This is a genomic window from Synechococcus sp. 8F6 (genome assembly GCF_002252665.1).
Lineage (GTDB): Bacteria > Cyanobacteriota > Cyanobacteriia > PCC-6307 > Cyanobiaceae > Cyanobium_A.
In genome coordinates this window covers 75,548-89,768 of record NZ_NQKZ01000003.1, presented here as the reverse complement: position 1 = coordinate 89,768, position 14,221 = coordinate 75,548, and the positions used below count along the sequence as shown (strand labels likewise).

General features: G+C 66.4%; 17 protein-coding genes. 11 read left to right on the top strand and 6 right to left on the bottom strand.

Going from position 1 to position 14,221, the window contains the following annotated elements; all coding sequences use genetic code 11:
- Window positions 1-81 precede the first annotated feature (81 nt).
- From CJZ78_RS03735 to CJZ78_RS03705, 7 genes are all read left to right on the top strand, one after another.
- The gene (locus tag CJZ78_RS03735) at window positions 82-741 is read left to right on the top strand and encodes a TMEM165/GDT1 family protein (RefSeq protein WP_094559554.1); all 660 of its coding nucleotides are present in this window, start codon (window positions 82-84) and stop codon (window positions 739-741) included.
- A gap of 70 nt (window positions 742-811) precedes the next feature.
- Window positions 812-1,813: a type I glyceraldehyde-3-phosphate dehydrogenase gene (gap, locus tag CJZ78_RS03730; RefSeq protein ID WP_094559553.1), complete on the top strand. Its 1,002-nt coding sequence runs from the start codon at window positions 812-814 to the stop codon at window positions 1,811-1,813.
- 28 nt (window positions 1,814-1,841) lie between these two features.
- Window positions 1,842-2,030 carry a hypothetical protein gene (locus CJZ78_RS03725; protein ID WP_094559552.1) on the top strand — a complete coding sequence of 63 codons (189 nt, stop codon included), beginning with the start codon at window positions 1,842-1,844 and terminating at the stop codon, window positions 2,028-2,030.
- Window positions 2,031-2,078: 48 nt separating this feature from the next.
- Window positions 2,079-2,456 carry a hypothetical protein gene (locus CJZ78_RS03720; RefSeq protein WP_094559551.1) on the top strand — a complete coding sequence of 126 codons (378 nt, stop codon included), beginning with the start codon at window positions 2,079-2,081 and terminating at the stop codon, window positions 2,454-2,456.
- Window positions 2,453-2,683: a hypothetical protein gene (locus tag CJZ78_RS03715; RefSeq protein WP_094559550.1), complete on the top strand. Its 231-nt coding sequence runs from the start codon at window positions 2,453-2,455 to the stop codon at window positions 2,681-2,683. The genes CJZ78_RS03720 and CJZ78_RS03715 overlap by 4 nt, the downstream gene beginning before the upstream one ends.
- Before the next feature lie 54 nt (window positions 2,684-2,737).
- Window positions 2,738-3,118 (top strand): LexA family transcriptional regulator, encoded by a 381-nt coding sequence (locus CJZ78_RS03710; RefSeq protein ID WP_233128462.1) that lies wholly within the window; start codon window positions 2,738-2,740, stop codon window positions 3,116-3,118.
- Between the two features lie 6 nt (window positions 3,119-3,124).
- Window positions 3,125-4,432 (top strand): Y-family DNA polymerase, encoded by a 1,308-nt coding sequence (locus CJZ78_RS03705; RefSeq protein WP_094559549.1) that lies wholly within the window; start codon window positions 3,125-3,127, stop codon window positions 4,430-4,432.
- 20 nt (window positions 4,433-4,452) lie between these two features.
- Here CJZ78_RS03705 and CJZ78_RS03700 read toward each other — a convergent pair whose 3' ends face one another.
- The 3 genes from CJZ78_RS03700 to dnaG form a co-directional block, all read right to left on the bottom strand.
- Window positions 4,453-4,704, bottom strand: a complete 252-nt coding sequence (locus tag CJZ78_RS03700; RefSeq protein WP_094559548.1) for a hypothetical protein — start codon at window positions 4,702-4,704, stop codon at window positions 4,453-4,455.
- An 80-nt stretch (window positions 4,705-4,784) separates the two neighbouring features.
- Window positions 4,785-5,138 (bottom strand): hypothetical protein, encoded by a 354-nt coding sequence (locus CJZ78_RS03695; RefSeq protein WP_094559547.1) that lies wholly within the window; start codon window positions 5,136-5,138, stop codon window positions 4,785-4,787.
- Window positions 5,139-5,268: 130 nt separating this feature from the next.
- Window positions 5,269-7,362 (bottom strand): DNA primase, encoded by a 2,094-nt coding sequence (dnaG, locus tag CJZ78_RS03690; protein ID WP_094559546.1) that lies wholly within the window; start codon window positions 7,360-7,362, stop codon window positions 5,269-5,271.
- 32 nt (window positions 7,363-7,394) lie between these two features.
- Here dnaG and CJZ78_RS03685 point away from each other — a divergent pair, with 32 nt between their 5' ends.
- Window positions 7,395-8,258 carry a DMT family transporter gene (locus CJZ78_RS03685; protein WP_233128461.1) on the top strand — a complete coding sequence of 288 codons (864 nt, stop codon included), beginning with the start codon at window positions 7,395-7,397 and terminating at the stop codon, window positions 8,256-8,258.
- Here the strand turns inward: CJZ78_RS03685 and CJZ78_RS03680 are convergent.
- Window positions 8,233-8,676 (bottom strand): hypothetical protein, encoded by a 444-nt coding sequence (locus CJZ78_RS03680; RefSeq protein ID WP_094559545.1) that lies wholly within the window; start codon window positions 8,674-8,676, stop codon window positions 8,233-8,235. The genes CJZ78_RS03685 and CJZ78_RS03680 overlap by 26 nt on opposite strands.
- A 67-nt stretch (window positions 8,677-8,743) precedes the next feature.
- On the bottom strand, window positions 8,744-9,247 hold the full coding sequence (locus CJZ78_RS03675; protein ID WP_094559650.1) for a hypothetical protein: 504 nt from the start codon (window positions 9,245-9,247) through the stop codon (window positions 8,744-8,746).
- Between the two features lie 21 nt (window positions 9,248-9,268).
- On the opposite strand from CJZ78_RS03675, the gene ruvA reads away from it, so the two are divergent.
- From ruvA to CJZ78_RS03660, 3 genes are all read left to right on the top strand, one after another.
- Window positions 9,269-9,916, top strand: a complete 648-nt coding sequence (gene ruvA / locus CJZ78_RS03670) for a Holliday junction branch migration protein RuvA (RefSeq protein ID WP_094559544.1) — start codon at window positions 9,269-9,271, stop codon at window positions 9,914-9,916.
- A gap of 92 nt (window positions 9,917-10,008) precedes the next feature.
- Window positions 10,009-10,278: a 30S ribosomal protein S15 gene (rpsO, locus tag CJZ78_RS03665; protein WP_094559543.1), complete on the top strand. Its 270-nt coding sequence runs from the start codon at window positions 10,009-10,011 to the stop codon at window positions 10,276-10,278.
- 13 nt (window positions 10,279-10,291) lie between these two features.
- Entirely contained in the window at window positions 10,292-10,711 is a 420-nt protein-coding gene (locus CJZ78_RS03660) for a PAM68 family protein (RefSeq protein ID WP_094559542.1), read from the top strand.
- Here the strand turns inward: CJZ78_RS03660 and CJZ78_RS03655 are convergent.
- The gene (locus CJZ78_RS03655) at window positions 10,691-14,221 is read right to left on the bottom strand and encodes a DNA polymerase III subunit alpha (RefSeq protein ID WP_094559649.1); all 3,531 of its coding nucleotides are present in this window, start codon (window positions 14,219-14,221) and stop codon (window positions 10,691-10,693) included. The two genes, CJZ78_RS03660 and CJZ78_RS03655, sit on opposite strands and share 21 nt — an antisense overlap.

Here is a 14,221-nt window from a genome sequence, read left to right as displayed (position 1 = left end):
CCGGTGCGTGCTGGCCATGGATTTACCACTGGCGTAGCCGCTTTCACGCCGTTTTTCCCACCGCTGGGGTAGGGGTAGAGGATGAGCATCACTCTTTCGAGCGACCCCAGCCTGGCCGCCTTCGGCTCCAGCCTCACCGCCATCACCCTGGCCGAGCTGGGCGACAAAACGTTTTTTATGGCGCTGATCCTGGCGGTGCGCCATCGGGGCCGCTGGGTGTTTCTCGGTGCCTTTGCCGCCCTCACGGCAGTCACGCTGATCTCCCTGGCCCTGGGCTACGGCCTGCGGGAATTGCTGCCACCCACCGTGGTGCCCTGGCTGGCCGCCGCCCTGTTTCTCGGCTTTGGCCTCAAGCTGCTGATCGATGCCCAGGGCATGGCAGCGGACGCGGCCTCGGAGGAAGCTGAGGAAGCCGAGGAAGCGATCAATGCGGCCGAAACCAGCCGGCCAGTCAATACGGCCTGGGCGGTGATCTGGGAAGCCTTCGTGCTGGTGTTTGTCGCCGAGCTGGGTGACCGCACCCAATTCACCACGATCTTCATGGCCACGGCACCAGCCCAGGTGTTCAGCTTCACCGGCCTGCTCGCCGGCACGCTGCTGGGTCACGCCCTGGTCACCTGGCTGGCGGTGGGGGCGGGCAAATGGATCGGCCAGCGCGTCAACGAGCGGCTCCTGTACCGGCTCAGTGGTGGCCTCTTCCTGGTGTTCGGTCTGGCGGCTCTCCAGCAGGCCCTGGGCTGACGGCAAGGAGCCTGATCAGTGCCCCTAAGGTGGCTTCGAGCCTTTTTACTAGGGTTTCAGGAGCGCCGCGATGACCATCCGCATCGGCATTAACGGGTTTGGCCGCATCGGCCGTCTGGCCTTCCGCCGAGCCGTGAGCATGCCGGACGTGGAGGTGGTGGGCATCAACGACCTGATCGATGTGGAGTATCTGGCCTACATGCTTCGCTACGACTCCACCCATGGCCGCTTCCAGGGCGAAGTGCGCGTGGAGAACGGTCAGCTGGTGGTGAATGGCAAGGCCATCCGCATCAGCGCCGAACGCGACCCGAACAATCTCAACTGGGGCGCCGTGGGCGCCGACTACGTGCTGGAGAGCACCGGCTTCTTTCTCACCGACGAAGCGGCCCGCGCCCACATCAACGCAGGCGCCAAGCGTGTGGTTATGAGCGCTCCCTCCCAGGACGCCACACCCATGTTTGTGATGGGCGTGAACCACACCGGCTACGCCGGCCAGGACGTCGTGTCCAACGCCAGCTGCACCACCAACTGCCTGGCTCCAGTGGCCAAGGTGCTGCACGACAACTTCGGCATCGTCAACGGGTTGATGACCACCGTGCATGCCGCCACCGCCACCCAGAAACCGGTGGACGGCCCCTCGGTGAAGGACTGGCGCGGCGGCCGCGGTGCCGGCCAGAACATCATCCCCAGCTCCACCGGTGCCGCCAAGGCTGTGGGCCGCGTGATCCCCGAGCTCAACGGCAAGCTCACCGGCATGGCTTTCCGCGTGCCAACCCCCGATGTGTCGGTGGTGGACCTCACCGTGAACCTGGCCAAGCCCACCAGCTACGACCAGATCAAGGCCGCGATGAAGGCCGCCTCGGCAGGCCCCATGGCCGGCATCCTCGGCTACACCGAGGACGAGGTGGTGAGCACCGACTTCCTGGGCGAGAGCTGCACCTCAGTGTTTGATGCCGGTGCCGGCATCGCCCTCACCGACACCTTCGTGAAGCTGGTGGCCTGGTACGACAACGAGTGGGGCTACAGCTGCAAGTGCATCGACCTGATGCGCCACATGGCCACCATTGGCTGACCCAGCAGTGGCTGACCCAGCAGCAGTGTTGAGCGACACGCTCCATCGCGACGATTGGCAGCGCATCCGCGATGCCCTTCGCTACCAGGCCCGGGAGCTGCATCACCGCTCCTTCGCTGTGCACAGCAGTCGGCGCGATCTCCTCTGGGAAGAGATGGATCGCTGCCTCGCCCTGGCCGACCGGGTGGAGCAGCACTGGCTGCGGCCTGACAGCTGAGGATGAGACAGGCCGGGCACTGGTGAAGGGACCTTCCCTTCCCTGCCCATGGCCTGCGGCGCCGTGATCTCCCTGCTCGAGTCCCACCGGTCACGCCAGGGCCACTGGTGGCTTCCCGATGCCGGCTTCCCCCAGCACCTCGCCAGCCTGCTCGGCGCGCCGCTGCGGGCCAGCGGGCTGCCGCCCCGCAACTGGCGGGAGCTTGCTGCCGTGTTTGAGCCGCTGCGGCCCCTGCCCAGCGCGGAGGCCCCGTCCACCGCCGCCACTGCCACCTACCGCTACCTGATCTGTCTCGACAACCGCGGCAATCGGCTGTCCTGCTGGCGCCGCTACCCGGAAGGAGTGGGCTGGCAGCGCCGCTGCGGGCCGATGCCCCTGGCGCAGTTCGTCCGCCGCTTCAGCCAGCGCCTAACCTCGCCGGCATGACCGGCAATCTGCAGGCGATCGGCTTTTTGCTCAGCTGGGTGCTGGGCTGGGGCATTGGCGGTTCCCTGATCGATGCCGGGCTGATCCAGGCCGGCGTCTATTCCCTCGAGACGGGCCAGCTCGGCACGCTCACCACTTTCGTGCTGTGGACCCTGCTGTGGGGCGGCGGCGGCCTGTGGCTCTATCGGCGCTTCACCGGCTCCAAGGATGCCGGCCCGCAGGACTAGGCCGGCGCCATGCCAGTACACCTGAACTAACGTGATTGGGTTTGCGGCGCGCCGTTGGCACCCCCCGCTCCCCCCACCAGCCTCACCCCCACCAACCTCACCGCCATCAGTCTTGAAGACGAGCTGATCCGCTGCCGTGCCAGCACGGTGTTGCTGCGGGTGAGTGGCGAGTCGATGCAGGGCGCCGGGATCGCCCACGGCGACCTGCTGATCGTGGATCGAGGCCTGGAGCCCCGGCCTGGCCAGATCGTGGTGGCCTGGCTCGCTGGTGGTTTCACCCTCAAACGGCTGGTCTGCCACCGGGGCCGGCTGCGGCTGGAGGCGGCCCATCCCGCCTATCCCCCGCTGGAGCTGGATCCCGGCGCTGAGCCCCACCTCTGGGGGGTGGCCGTGCACGTCATCCGTACCCTCGAGCCCGGCACGGGCCATCGCTGAAGCGCCATGACCTGCCGCTCTCAGGCCACCGGCCGGCCAGCGATCGTGCTGATCGACGGCAACAACTTCTACGCCTCCTGCGAAGCGGTGATGGATCCCGCACTGCTGGGCCGACCGCTGGTGGTGCTGTCCAACAACGACGGCTGCATCGTGTCGCGCAGTGCCGAAGCGCGAGCCCTCGGCATCCGCATGGGCCAGCCCTACTTCCAGGTGCGGCGCGAGCTGGAACGCCAGGGTGTGGTGGTGCGTAGCTCCAACTACGCCCTCTACGCCGACATGAGCCAGCGGCTGATGACCACCGTGGAGCCGTGGGTCGAGCAGCTGGAGATCTATTCGATCGATGAGGCCTTCGGCCAGCTGCACCGGCCCGCCGGCCACGGTGACCTGCACGACTGGGGCCGGCGACTGCGCCACCACGTGCTCTGCGAGCTGGGCCTGCCGGTGGCGGTGGGGATCGCCCCCAGCAAGGTGCTGGCCAAGCTCGCCAACCGCCTCGCTAAAACGGCACCAGGAAGCGACGGTGTGTGGGACTTCGGCGGCATCGGTGACCCCGATCCCCAGCTCGAAGCGGTCGCGATCGAAGACGTGTGGGGCATCGGCCGCCAGCTCTCCCGCTGGTGCCGCCTGCGCGGCATCAGCCATGCCCGGGCCCTGCGGGACATGCCCAGCGGCGAACTGCGGCGCCGCTGCGGTGTGGTGGGCGTGCGCCTGCAGCAGGAGCTGCGCGGCCACGCCTGCCTGCCACTGGACACCCTGCCGGCCACCAAGCGGGAAACCTGCGTCAGCCGCAGCTTCAGCCAGCCCATCACCACCCAGGCCGAGCTGCAGGAGGCGATCGCCACCTACCTGAGCCGGGCGGCGGAGAAGGTGCGGCGCCAACGGCAACGGGCCGGGGCCATCACGGTATTTGTGCGCAGCAGCCCCTTCAATGGCACCAGCTTCTACAGCAACAGCGCCACGGTGACCCTGCCGCTGGCCAGCAACGACACGGCCGTACTGCTGCAGGCGGCCCTGCCCCTGGTGGAGCGGCTGTTCAAGCCCCACAAACCCCTACAGAAGGCTGGCGTTCTGCTGCAGAACTTGCAGAGCGAGGAGATCCTGCAGCACCACCTGCTGGTGCCACTGCCCCTGGAGCAGCAGCACCGCCGCTCGGCCCTGATGGCCACCATCGATCGCCTCAACCGCCACTACGGCAGCGGCACCGTGCAATGGGCCGCCGCAGGCCTGCAGACGCCCTGGCGGATGCGACGCTCGCGGCTCTCCGGTGCCGCCACCACGCGGCTGGCCGCCATCCCGGTGGTGCAGGCCCGTTGATGGGTCTGGCAGGGCCGCGCTTAGGCGAGCGACACAAGGGCTGCTTCGATCATGGCGGCGCTCACAGGGATCGTCTCGAGTTCGTCGGCGTTGTCGAGGTAGGCCTCGAAGGAGGCATAGCGCCGGATGCATGGCTGCACCTCCGCTTCCGCGCAGGCCTCAGCCCAGCTGCCCTCCTCAGGCTGCACAGCGAGATAGGCGGTGAGGGCTTCCTCGAGATCGCCACCATCCCCGATGGCCTCGCCCTGCCAGAACACCTCGAAAAACCCCATGGCCGCAGGTATTGGCAGTGCACAGAGAAATCCAGCGTATCCGGGCACTACAGCGCCATCGGGTGGCGATGGATGAGCGCTTACCACCAGTCACCCCAGAAAGGACCTCCGAAGCCATCCTCGAAGCCGGGTTCGACGGTCCAGGTGGGTGCCGGTCCCCCGGCCTTGGGCGGCTTGGGTGGCCCTGACAGGGTTTCGGCATTGATGCCGGGAATCGGCACAGCCCCACAGGGGCACTGACACAAGCCATCCGGCCCAATCAGCCCCACGCTGGGCTGCTCACAGCTGCAGGGGCAAGCCTGGCTCTGGGCCTGGATCGGGGCCGGGGCCTGCGCCTGGGCCGGTTGGGAGCAAGGCAACAGAGCAGCAGCCAGGCCAAGCAGGCCGATCCCGCTGACAACGGCGACGCGGGACGGCAACAGAGACGGGGACATCAGGACAAGGCCGAGGAGATCGGGATGGGTTTAGGGAATCCAGAGGTGTTGAACAAACCGTTCAACAAACCGTTGAACGGGCTGTGAAACGCCCTGGTGAGCACAGCCGCAGAGAGGATCAGGCAGCGGATCAGGCAGCGGGTTGGGCCATCACCTCCCCGTAGCCGGCGCGACGCTGGGAGTCGAGGTGCTCCAGGTGTTTACGCTCGTTGTAATAGAGCTCCTGGAAGCGCAGGGCATCGCCATTGAGCTCGGTGAACAGGGCTTCAATCCGCGCCTCCATGTCGCTCACCGGAGCCAGACCAGAGGCGGCGGCTCGCGCCTCCTGCCGCTCCTCATCCAGCAGCCGGGCGATGCAGCGCTCCAGGGTTTCGAGGCGCTGGGTGCTCCAGGCATCCAGCAGGTGCCGGCAGCGCTTGACGCTCTTCTGGCGCTCCAGGGCCGCCGTGGCACCGCGCAGCTGCAGCATCGGCTGGCTGAGGGCCATGCGCTGCAACTCATTGGGCTCCAGCAGGGGCGTCAAGCGGCTGAGCAGGGCGCTCTGCTCCACCACCAGCTGATCACCCAGCAACCGGGGCAGCTCGAGATCGCCAAGGTCGTGGCCGGGATCGCTGCCGCGGTTGATCGCCTCCAGCCGGCCAACCCCCAGGTTGTCTTCCTCGAGGGCGCTGATCGCCGCCCACAGCAGGCGGTGGTGTTGCAGGGCGAAATCGTCGAGCTCCCGCTGGCGCAGCTCCGCCCGGATGGCAGCGCGGTGGCTGGGGCAGTGCAGATAGAGCCGCAATAGCTCCGCCTCGGCCCGTTCCCGCAGGCCCGCCTCGCCGGGCTGTTCCCACTTCTGGGAGCGGCCATGCCAGCGCTGGCCTTTCACCTGCTGGCGCAGGTCGTCTTCCAACTGGATCGCCAGACGCGCCTGACCGCCGCTGAGCCGCTCGGCCACCCGCTGCAGGTAGTGGCTGCGCACGGCGCTCTGGGGCAGCTTGCCGAGCAGAGCCACCAGGGCCGTTACCACCTGCTGGAACTGGTCGGGACGGGCGAGATCGCGCCCCTCCAACACCTGCTCGATCTGCCAGTCGAGCCAGAGGGGGGCCTGATCCAGCAGGGAGCGGTAGTCGCCAGCCCCCTGGCCCTTGAGAAATTCGTCGGGATCCTTGCCAGCGGGGAGGTGCAGCACCCGCAGCTCCAACTGCCCCTGCAGCGCCAGCTGCTCCACCTCGCCGATGGCCCGCTGGGCAGCACGCACACCCGCACCGTCGCTGTCGAAATTGAGAATCAACCGGCGGCTTTCGCAGCAGCGGCACAGCTGGGTGATCTGCTGGCTGCTCAACGCCGTGCCGAGGGCCGCCACGGCGTTGGTGATACCGGCGGCATGCAGGGCGATCACATCGAAATAGCCCTCCACCACCACCGCCCTGTCGTCCTTGCGGATGGCGTTGCTGGCCTTGTCGAGGCCAAAGAGGTGCTTGCCCTTCTCGAACACCTCCGTTTCCGGGGAGTTGAGGTATTTCGGCTCGCCGCCATCGAGGCTGCGGCCACCAAAGCCGATCACCCGCCCCTGGCGGTCCTTGATCGGCACCATCACCCGGTGGCGGAAGCGGTCGTAAAAACCACGGCTGTCCTGTGAAAGAGCCCCCTTGCGGGGCACCACCAGGCCAGCCGCCTCCAGCAGCTCCGGACCCAAGCCCTCCACCTGCTGCAGGTGGCTGAGCAGGCCGTCCCAGCGGTCGGGGGCGTAGCCGAGCTCAAAGGCCTCCAGGGTGGCTTCGCTCAGGCCGCGGCTGTCGCGCAGGTAGGCCAGGGCCGCTGCGCCCTCGGGGGCGCGCAGCTGGCTGCGAAACCAACCCGCCGCCAGGGTGAGCACCCGGTGCAGCTGCTCGCGACGGGAGAGCTGCTTGCGCAGGCGCTCCTGCTGGGGGCCGTCGAGGGTTTCGATCGGCAGCTGATATTTGCGCGCCAGCTCCAGCACCACATCGCTGAAGCTCTGGCGCTGATGCTCCATCAGAAACTTGATGGCATTGCCGCCGGCCCCGCAGGAGAAGCAGTAGTAGAACTGCTTGGCCGGGGACACCGTCATCGACGGCGATGTGTCGTCGTGGAAGGGACAGATGCCAACGTATTCCCGCCCCTTCTTCTTGAGCACCACGTGCTCGCCCACCACATCGACGATGTCGGCCCGCTCCTTGACGGCCTCGATCGTGCGGGGGTGGAGGCGCGGCAGGCTCAAGGCGATGGGGGGCGGTGGTGGGCGCTGAAGCGATGCCCGATTCTGACCGGGGCCGGCGGGCCATGCTCGGAATGGTGGCCAGCGCCCTGAGTTTTTCGCTGATGGGCGTGTGTGTGAAACAGGTGGGGGGCCGCATTCCCGCCGCCGAGGTGGTGCTGGCGCGGGCCATTGTGAGTGTGGCCCTGAGCTGGTGGCTGCTGCGCCGGGCCGGCATTTCCCCCTGGGGCCAGCGCCGGTGGTTGCTGATCTGGCGCGGGGTGATCGGCACCGCCGCCCTGCTCTGCGTCTATGCCGCCCTGGCCGCTTTGCCGCTGGCCTCAGCCACGGTGCTGCAGTACCTCTATCCACCGTTCACGGGCCTGCTGGCCTGGCTGATGCTGGGCGAGCGCATCGGCAAGCGGGTGGTGGCCGCCATGGCCTTGGGCTGGCTTGGGGTGCTGCTGGTGGCCCAGCCCGGCGGCAGCATGGCCCTGGCCTGGCAACCTGTGCTGATCGCCGTGGCCGGGGCCCTGTTCACGGCCCTGGCCTACGTGAGTGTGCGCTCCTTGGGCCAGAGCGAGCACCCGCTCGTGATTGTCTTCTACTTCCCCCTGGTGGCCCTGCCCCTGAGCCTGCCGCTGGTGGCGCTCCATCCGGTGCTGCCCACCCCGATGGAAGTGCTCTGGCTCCTCGGCGTGGGGCTGTTCACCCAGCTGGGCCAGGTGTACCTGACCCGCAGCCTGATGGCCCTGCCGGCGGCGCGGGCTACAGCCATCAGCTACGTGCAGGTGTTGTTTGCGGGGGGCTGGGGCTGGCTGATGTTCGGCGAAGCGATCGACGCCTGGACCATCGCTGGCGCGGCCCTGGTTCTGGCCGCCACCCTGGTGAGCCTCAGTCACCGCCAGCGGGCGCGCTGATCCTCTCGGCGTGGGCCACCACCCGGCGGCAAAACGCCAGGAGCTCCTCAGGCGTCATGTCGTGCTTGGCGTCATTGGTGCGCCAGGCACAGATCACAAAGTCGGGGCTCGGTGTGTTGAAACGGTGGTCGATGGTGGGCAGCAGGGCGTACTGCTTCTTGTGTTCGCCCTTGCCTGTTGCTGCCTCCCGATTGTCGTAGGTGCCGATCAGGTGCCAGTCGAGCGGCTCGCCGGTCCAGTGGTCCAGACCGGCCGAGGCCACCACGGCGTTGTGAATGGCCAGGCGGTAGTCCTGCACATTGCCGCTCCCGCCGCGCTTCTGATCCCGCTTGCACAGGGTGACGGCCTTGCGCTGCACCCAGCCGGGATAGGTGAGGGCCACGGACTGAAGCAGCCAGGGTGGGGCGGGGGTCTCCATGCGGTTCGCGTTGGGGTGCGGGTCGAGAAGCTCTGCGGATGACGCAGGAAAGGGTCCTGAAGCCTGGTCAGCCCTTGAGCGGCAGGGGGTCGGTGATCCAGGCCTGCACGTTGGCATCGTCCCCTGCAGCGCCATCGGCAGCGAGGCTCCTGGGCCTGGCCAGACGCCAGCTCTCGCCCCGTACCCCACGCTGCAGATAGAGCTCAAAGGGGCTGTCGACCCGAATCGGATCGCCGGCCAGGCGCCAGTCGAACTGACCCAGCACCCGCAGACCCTTGGCGTCGCCGATCCGCACCGACTCCTGTTCAGACACCCGCACCCGGCTCACCTCCGGGGTGCCGCCGGCCTCGAGGGCGAGGGCCTCAGCGATGGCCCCCTGGGTGAGCTGGATCTGCAACTCCAAGGCCTGCAACAACACCGAGCGCGGTGGCTGAGCGACACCACTGCAACCGGTCAGCGCGGTGCAGACCACCAGCACCAACGGCAACAACCAACCGAGCAGCCGGCGAGATTGCCACCGGGATCGAATCGCGGGCGAGGCCTGGGCACGGCTGGGCAGGGCGGGCACGATGGGGGACCTTTCACTGCTCCCATGATCGGCTGGCTGCAAGGGCAACTCACCCATCCCTGGCAGCAGGACAAACGCTTCGGCCTGATGCTGGTGTGTCAGGGGGTGGGCTACGACGTTCAGGTGAGCCAACGGCAATGGCAGCAGCTGCCGGCGGAGGGCAGCGCCGTGAGCCTGCACATCCACCACGCCATCCGCGACGACGCCTGGATCCTCTACGGCTTCGGCGAACGCCACGAGCGGGATCTGTTCCGGGAACTGGTTGCCGTGAGTGGTGTGGGTCCCCAGATGGGCCTGGGGCTACTCGGCGTGATGGATCCAGGTGAGCTGGTGCAGGCGATCGTGCAGGCCGATCTGCGCCGGCTCTGCCAGGCCCCGGGAGTGGGGAAGCGCACCGCGGAACGGCTGGCGGTGGAACTGCGCACCCGGCTGCAGCAGCGATTCCTGGGGCAGCTGGAGGGGCAGGACGACAGCGATCCCTTAGCGGACGGCCCGCTGCTGCCTGCCGCCGGTCGGGATGAGGTGCACCTCACCCTGGCGGCCCTGGGCTACGAGGCCCTGGAGATTCACCGGGCCCTGCGGGCCGTGGCCGCAGGCGGGCTCGGGGAAGAGGCTGGGGCGGAAGATTGGATCCGCGAATGCCTGCGCTGGCTGTCCCGCCAGGTGGCCTGAACCGACAGCTACCCAGACCCCTGGGCGGTATGGTGGTCGCTTGCACCGTAGGTCCCCAACCCGGGCCCAGCCTGCGCTTCACTCCCCAGCCCATGCCGCTCACCACCACCAAAAAGCAGGAACTGATCAACGGTCACCAGACCCATGGCACCGACACCGGTTCGGTGGAAGTGCAGGTGGCCATGCTCAGTGAGCGGATCAGCCAGCTGACCGGCCATCTCCAGAAGAACAAGCACGACTTCTCCTCGCGCCAGGGTCTGCTCAAGATGATCGGCCGCCGCAAGCGGCTGCTCGGTTACCTCAACGGCATCAGCAAGGAGCGCTACAGCGCCCTGATCGCCAAGCTCGGCATCCGCGGCTGAACGGAGCGCGTCCATGGCCGGCAAAGGAATTCAACGCCGAGTTCCAGCCGGCAAGGGCTCACGTCAACCCGCTCGCCAGCAGGTGATACCAGACGCGGTAGCCAACCGCATGGCCCGGCGCATTGCGATCGGCACCGGCATCCCCACCCTGATGGGCATGGGCGTGTTTGTCGGCAGCTACTTGCTGGTGAGCCGAGAGATCGCCGACATTGCTCCCGGTGCCACCTTGGCGGCATCGGGAGCTTGTTTTTTTCTAAGCCTACTCGGCCTGAGCTTTGGTGTGCTGTCGGCCAGCTGGGAAGACCAGCCGGGCAGCCTGTTGGGCACCGAGCAGATCGGGGTGAACATCAGCCGCCTGCGCAGCTCAATTCGGAGCATGCGCACAGGGGGCAATGCCCAGCCGCCGCCCGGCTCAGGCCGCAAGGATGGGTGAGCTGACCCTGGCGCGGAAGTCGGCGGCAGTCAGCGTGTCCAGGGCGGCTCCCACGTCGCCCACACAAAACTGGGGCCCGAGTCGCACGAAGCGGGTCTGATCCGCCTGGTGCACCAAGGCCACCACCGGCACCCGCAGTCCGGCCTCTTCCTGGGGTGGCTTGTGGCGGTGCAGGCATTCCCGTAGCCGGTGCTGGATGGCGATGTCGGCAGCCTGTTCGGCCGGAAGATCGACCATCAGCAGCTGAAGATCGTCGATGGAGCGGCAGTCGTCGACAATCAGCTGCACGCGATCATCGCGGCGGTCAACCGACGCCCACACCAACAGACGGGCGTCCACCATCAGGTGATCTGCCAGGCGGGCGTAGCTCTTGGGAAACACGACGGCCTCGCAGCTGCCGGTCAGATCCTCAAGGAGCAGCACGGCCATGCGATCACCCTTGCGGGTGGTCACCTGGCGCAACTCAGACACCATCACCACAGCACTCACCTTGGCCTTATCGGCCATCTCCTCCAGGCTGCCAAGGGCCACCGGTGAGAGCAGTTTCACCTGGTGGGCCAGCTGCTTGAGGGGGTGATCCGAGAGGTAGAAGCCCACCAGCTCCTTCTCCAGCCGCAGTTTCTCGGTGGGGGGATAGTCGGGCACAGGAGCAGCCTTGGGCGCCGTACTCAAATCGGCCACGCCCGCCGCAGTGGAATCGGCCCCCGCGGCGGCTCCGAACAGGTCAAACAGATTGCCCTGACCGCTGGCCCGATCCTTGGCGCGGGAGCTGGCCCAATCGATCACCAGTTCGAGATCCGCCATCAACTGGGCCCGGTTGGCCTTGGGTTCGAGGGCATCGAGGGCACCGGAGTGAATCAAGGCCTCCATGGCTCGGCGGTTGAGCTGCTGGCCGGGAATGCGATCGCAGAGCTCGGCTAGAGATTCATAGGGGCCATCGTTGCGTCGACCTTCGATCAACTGACGGATCGCCCCATCGCCCAGATTGCGTACGGCCGAGAGGCCGAACAGGATGCGATCGCCGACCGGTGTGAAGTCGATTCCGGAGGCATTCACATCCGGCGGCATCACCTCGATGCCCATGGCATTGCAGTTGGCGATGTAGCGCTGCACCTTGGCGCTGTCGCCGGCATTCACAGTGAGCAGCGCCGCCATGTAGGCCACTGGATAGTGGGCCTTGAGATAGGCCGTCTGGTAGGTGACGGCCCCATAGGCGGTGGAATGGCTCTTGTTGAAGCAGTATTCCGCGAACAGCACCATCTGTTCAAACAGGGCTTCCGCAACCCTCGGATCAACACCCCGCTCGGTGGCACCACTCACGAAGATGCTCTGGTGTTTCTCCATTTCGCTTTTCTTCTTCTTGCCCATCGCCCGCCGCAGCAGGTCGGCTTCACCGAGGGAATAGCCGGCCAGGTCTTGGGCAATCTTCATGATCTGCTCCTGGTACACCATGATCCCGTAGGTCTCCTTCAGGATCGGTTCCAGCTTTTCATGGGCCACATCGATCGCTTCGCGACCGTGTTTGCGGTTGATGAACTTGGGGATCAGTCCAGCATCGAGAGGGCCCGGTCGATAAAGGGCCAGAATCGAGGAAATGTCCTCCAGTGATGAGGGCTTGAGATCGCGCACGATCTGGCGCATGCCACTCGATTCAAGCTGGAAGATGCCTTCGAGATCGCCCCGGGCCAGCAGGGCATAGGTGCCTTCATCGTTGAGGGGCAGGTCGTCGGGATCAACCTTGATGCCACTACTCTGCTCCACCAGGTCGACGGTCTTGTCGATCATTGTGAGGTTTTTGAGCCCGAGGAAGTCCATCTTCAAGAGGCCCATCGACTCCACGTCTTCCATGAAGTACTGGGTGATCACCTGGCCATCGTTGTTGCGCTGGAGCGGCACCAGCTCATCGAGTGGATCTGCGGCAATCACCACGCCGGCCGCATGCACCCCGAAGGTTTTGTTGGTGCCCTCAATGCGCATGGCCATGTCCACCCAGCGCTGGACCACAGGGTCCTTCTCATACTTCTCGCGGAATTCCGGTGCTGGCGATTCAGCACCAATCATCTCCTTGAGCTTGGCGGGTTTGCCCCGCACCACCGGAATCAACTTGGCCAGTCGATCGGCATCGCCATAGGGAATATCAAGCACCCGGGCCACATCCTTAAGCACAGCCTTGGAGGTCATGCGGTTGAAGGTGATGATCTGGGCTACCTTCGCTTCGCCATAGCGCTGGGTGACGTAATCGATCACCTCACCACGGCGCTCGATGCAGAAGTCGGTGTCAATATCCGGCATCGACTTGCGCTCTGGGTTGAGGAAGCGCTCGAACAGCAGGCCATTGGTGACCGGATCGATGTTGGTGATGCCCAGGGCATAGGCCACCAGGGATCCGGCCGCCGAGCCCCGACCCGGCCCCACCGGGATGCCGTTATCCCGGGCGAAGCGGATGTAATCCCACACCACCAGGAAGTAGGTGGGGAAGCCCATCTGCTCCATCACCTGCAGCTCGAAAGCCAACCGCTCGCCGTACTCCGGCTTAAACGCCGCATCGCTCTCCAGATGCAGGCGATCCCGCAGGCCCTGCTCGGCCACCGCGGTGAGGTAACTCACCGGTGTTTGGCCCTCGGGAATCGGGAACCGCGGCATCTGGTAGCGGCCCAGGATGTCGTAGGCCTCCACCTTCTCAGCCACCTTGGCTGTGTTTGCGACAGCCTGCTCCACCACTGCTGGCGGCAGGTGATCGCCGAACAGGGCGAGCATCTCGGCCTCGCCTTTGATGTATTCGGTGCCCGTGTAGCGCAGACGCTTTTCGTCGCTGATCAGCTTGCCGGTGAGCACGCACAGCAGCGCGTCGTGGGCCTCCACGTCGTTGGCACTGAGGTAGTGGGCGTCGTTGGTGGCAATCAGCTCAATGCCCAGCTCGGCACCGATGCGAGCGATCTCGGTGTTGACGATGCGGTCTTCGATGCCGCCATGGTCCTGGATCTCCAGGTAGAAATCGTTGCCGAAGGTCTGCTGGTACCAGCGGGCCACGTCGCGGGCCACCTCGGGGCGGCCCCGCAGGATCGCCTGGGGAATCTCGCCGCCCAGGCAGGCGGTGGCCACAATCAGCCCTTCGCTGTGCTGGGCCAGCAGCTGCTTGTCGATGCAGGCGCGGGCAAAGATGCCCCGGCCGCGCATGCCGCGCAGGTGGCTGATGCTGGTGAGTTTCACCAGATTGCGGTAGCCCACCGCGTTCTTGGCCAGCACCACAAGGTGGTAGCGCTTCTCCTTTTTCTGCTGGGGGTCATCAATGGAGCCATTGATGACATACATCTCGTTGCCGATGATCGGCTTGATCCCCGCCTTGGTGCAGAGCTTCAGCAGCTCGATGGCGCCATACATGACGCCGTGGTCGGTGAGGGCCAGGGCGGGCATGCCGAGCTCAACCGCCCGCTCCACCATCGCCGGCAACTGACTCGCCCCGTCCAGGAGGCTGTAGTCGCTGTGGTTGTGGAGCGGAACGAAAGCCAA

What these genes read in the sequence shown, in the direction of transcription:
- CJZ78_RS03735 (WP_094559554.1), top strand. Translation starts at nt 82, where the DNA reads ATGAGCATCACTCTTTCGAGCGACCCCAGCCTGGCCGCCTTCGGCTCC.
- gap (WP_094559553.1), top strand. Translation starts at nt 812, where the DNA reads ATGACCATCCGCATCGGCATTAACGGGTTTGGCCGCATCGGCCGTCTG.
- CJZ78_RS03720 (WP_094559551.1), top strand. Translation starts at nt 2,079, where the DNA reads ATGGCCTGCGGCGCCGTGATCTCCCTGCTCGAGTCCCACCGGTCACGC.
- CJZ78_RS03715 (WP_094559550.1), top strand. Translation starts at nt 2,453, where the DNA reads ATGACCGGCAATCTGCAGGCGATCGGCTTTTTGCTCAGCTGGGTGCTG.
- CJZ78_RS03705 (WP_094559549.1), top strand. Translation starts at nt 3,125, where the DNA reads ATGACCTGCCGCTCTCAGGCCACCGGCCGGCCAGCGATCGTGCTGATC.
- CJZ78_RS03700 (WP_094559548.1), bottom strand. Translation starts at nt 4,704, where the DNA reads ATGGGGTTTTTCGAGGTGTTCTGGCAGGGCGAGGCCATCGGGGATGGT.
- CJZ78_RS03695 (WP_094559547.1), bottom strand. Translation starts at nt 5,138, where the DNA reads ATGTCCCCGTCTCTGTTGCCGTCCCGCGTCGCCGTTGTCAGCGGGATC.
- CJZ78_RS03685 (WP_233128461.1), top strand. Translation starts at nt 7,395, where the DNA reads ATGCCCGATTCTGACCGGGGCCGGCGGGCCATGCTCGGAATGGTGGCC.
- CJZ78_RS03680 (WP_094559545.1), bottom strand. Translation starts at nt 8,676, where the DNA reads ATGGAGACCCCCGCCCCACCCTGGCTGCTTCAGTCCGTGGCCCTCACC.
- ruvA (WP_094559544.1), top strand. Translation starts at nt 9,269, where the DNA reads ATGATCGGCTGGCTGCAAGGGCAACTCACCCATCCCTGGCAGCAGGAC.
- rpsO (WP_094559543.1), top strand. Translation starts at nt 10,009, where the DNA reads ATGCCGCTCACCACCACCAAAAAGCAGGAACTGATCAACGGTCACCAG.
- CJZ78_RS03660 (WP_094559542.1), top strand. Translation starts at nt 10,292, where the DNA reads ATGGCCGGCAAAGGAATTCAACGCCGAGTTCCAGCCGGCAAGGGCTCA.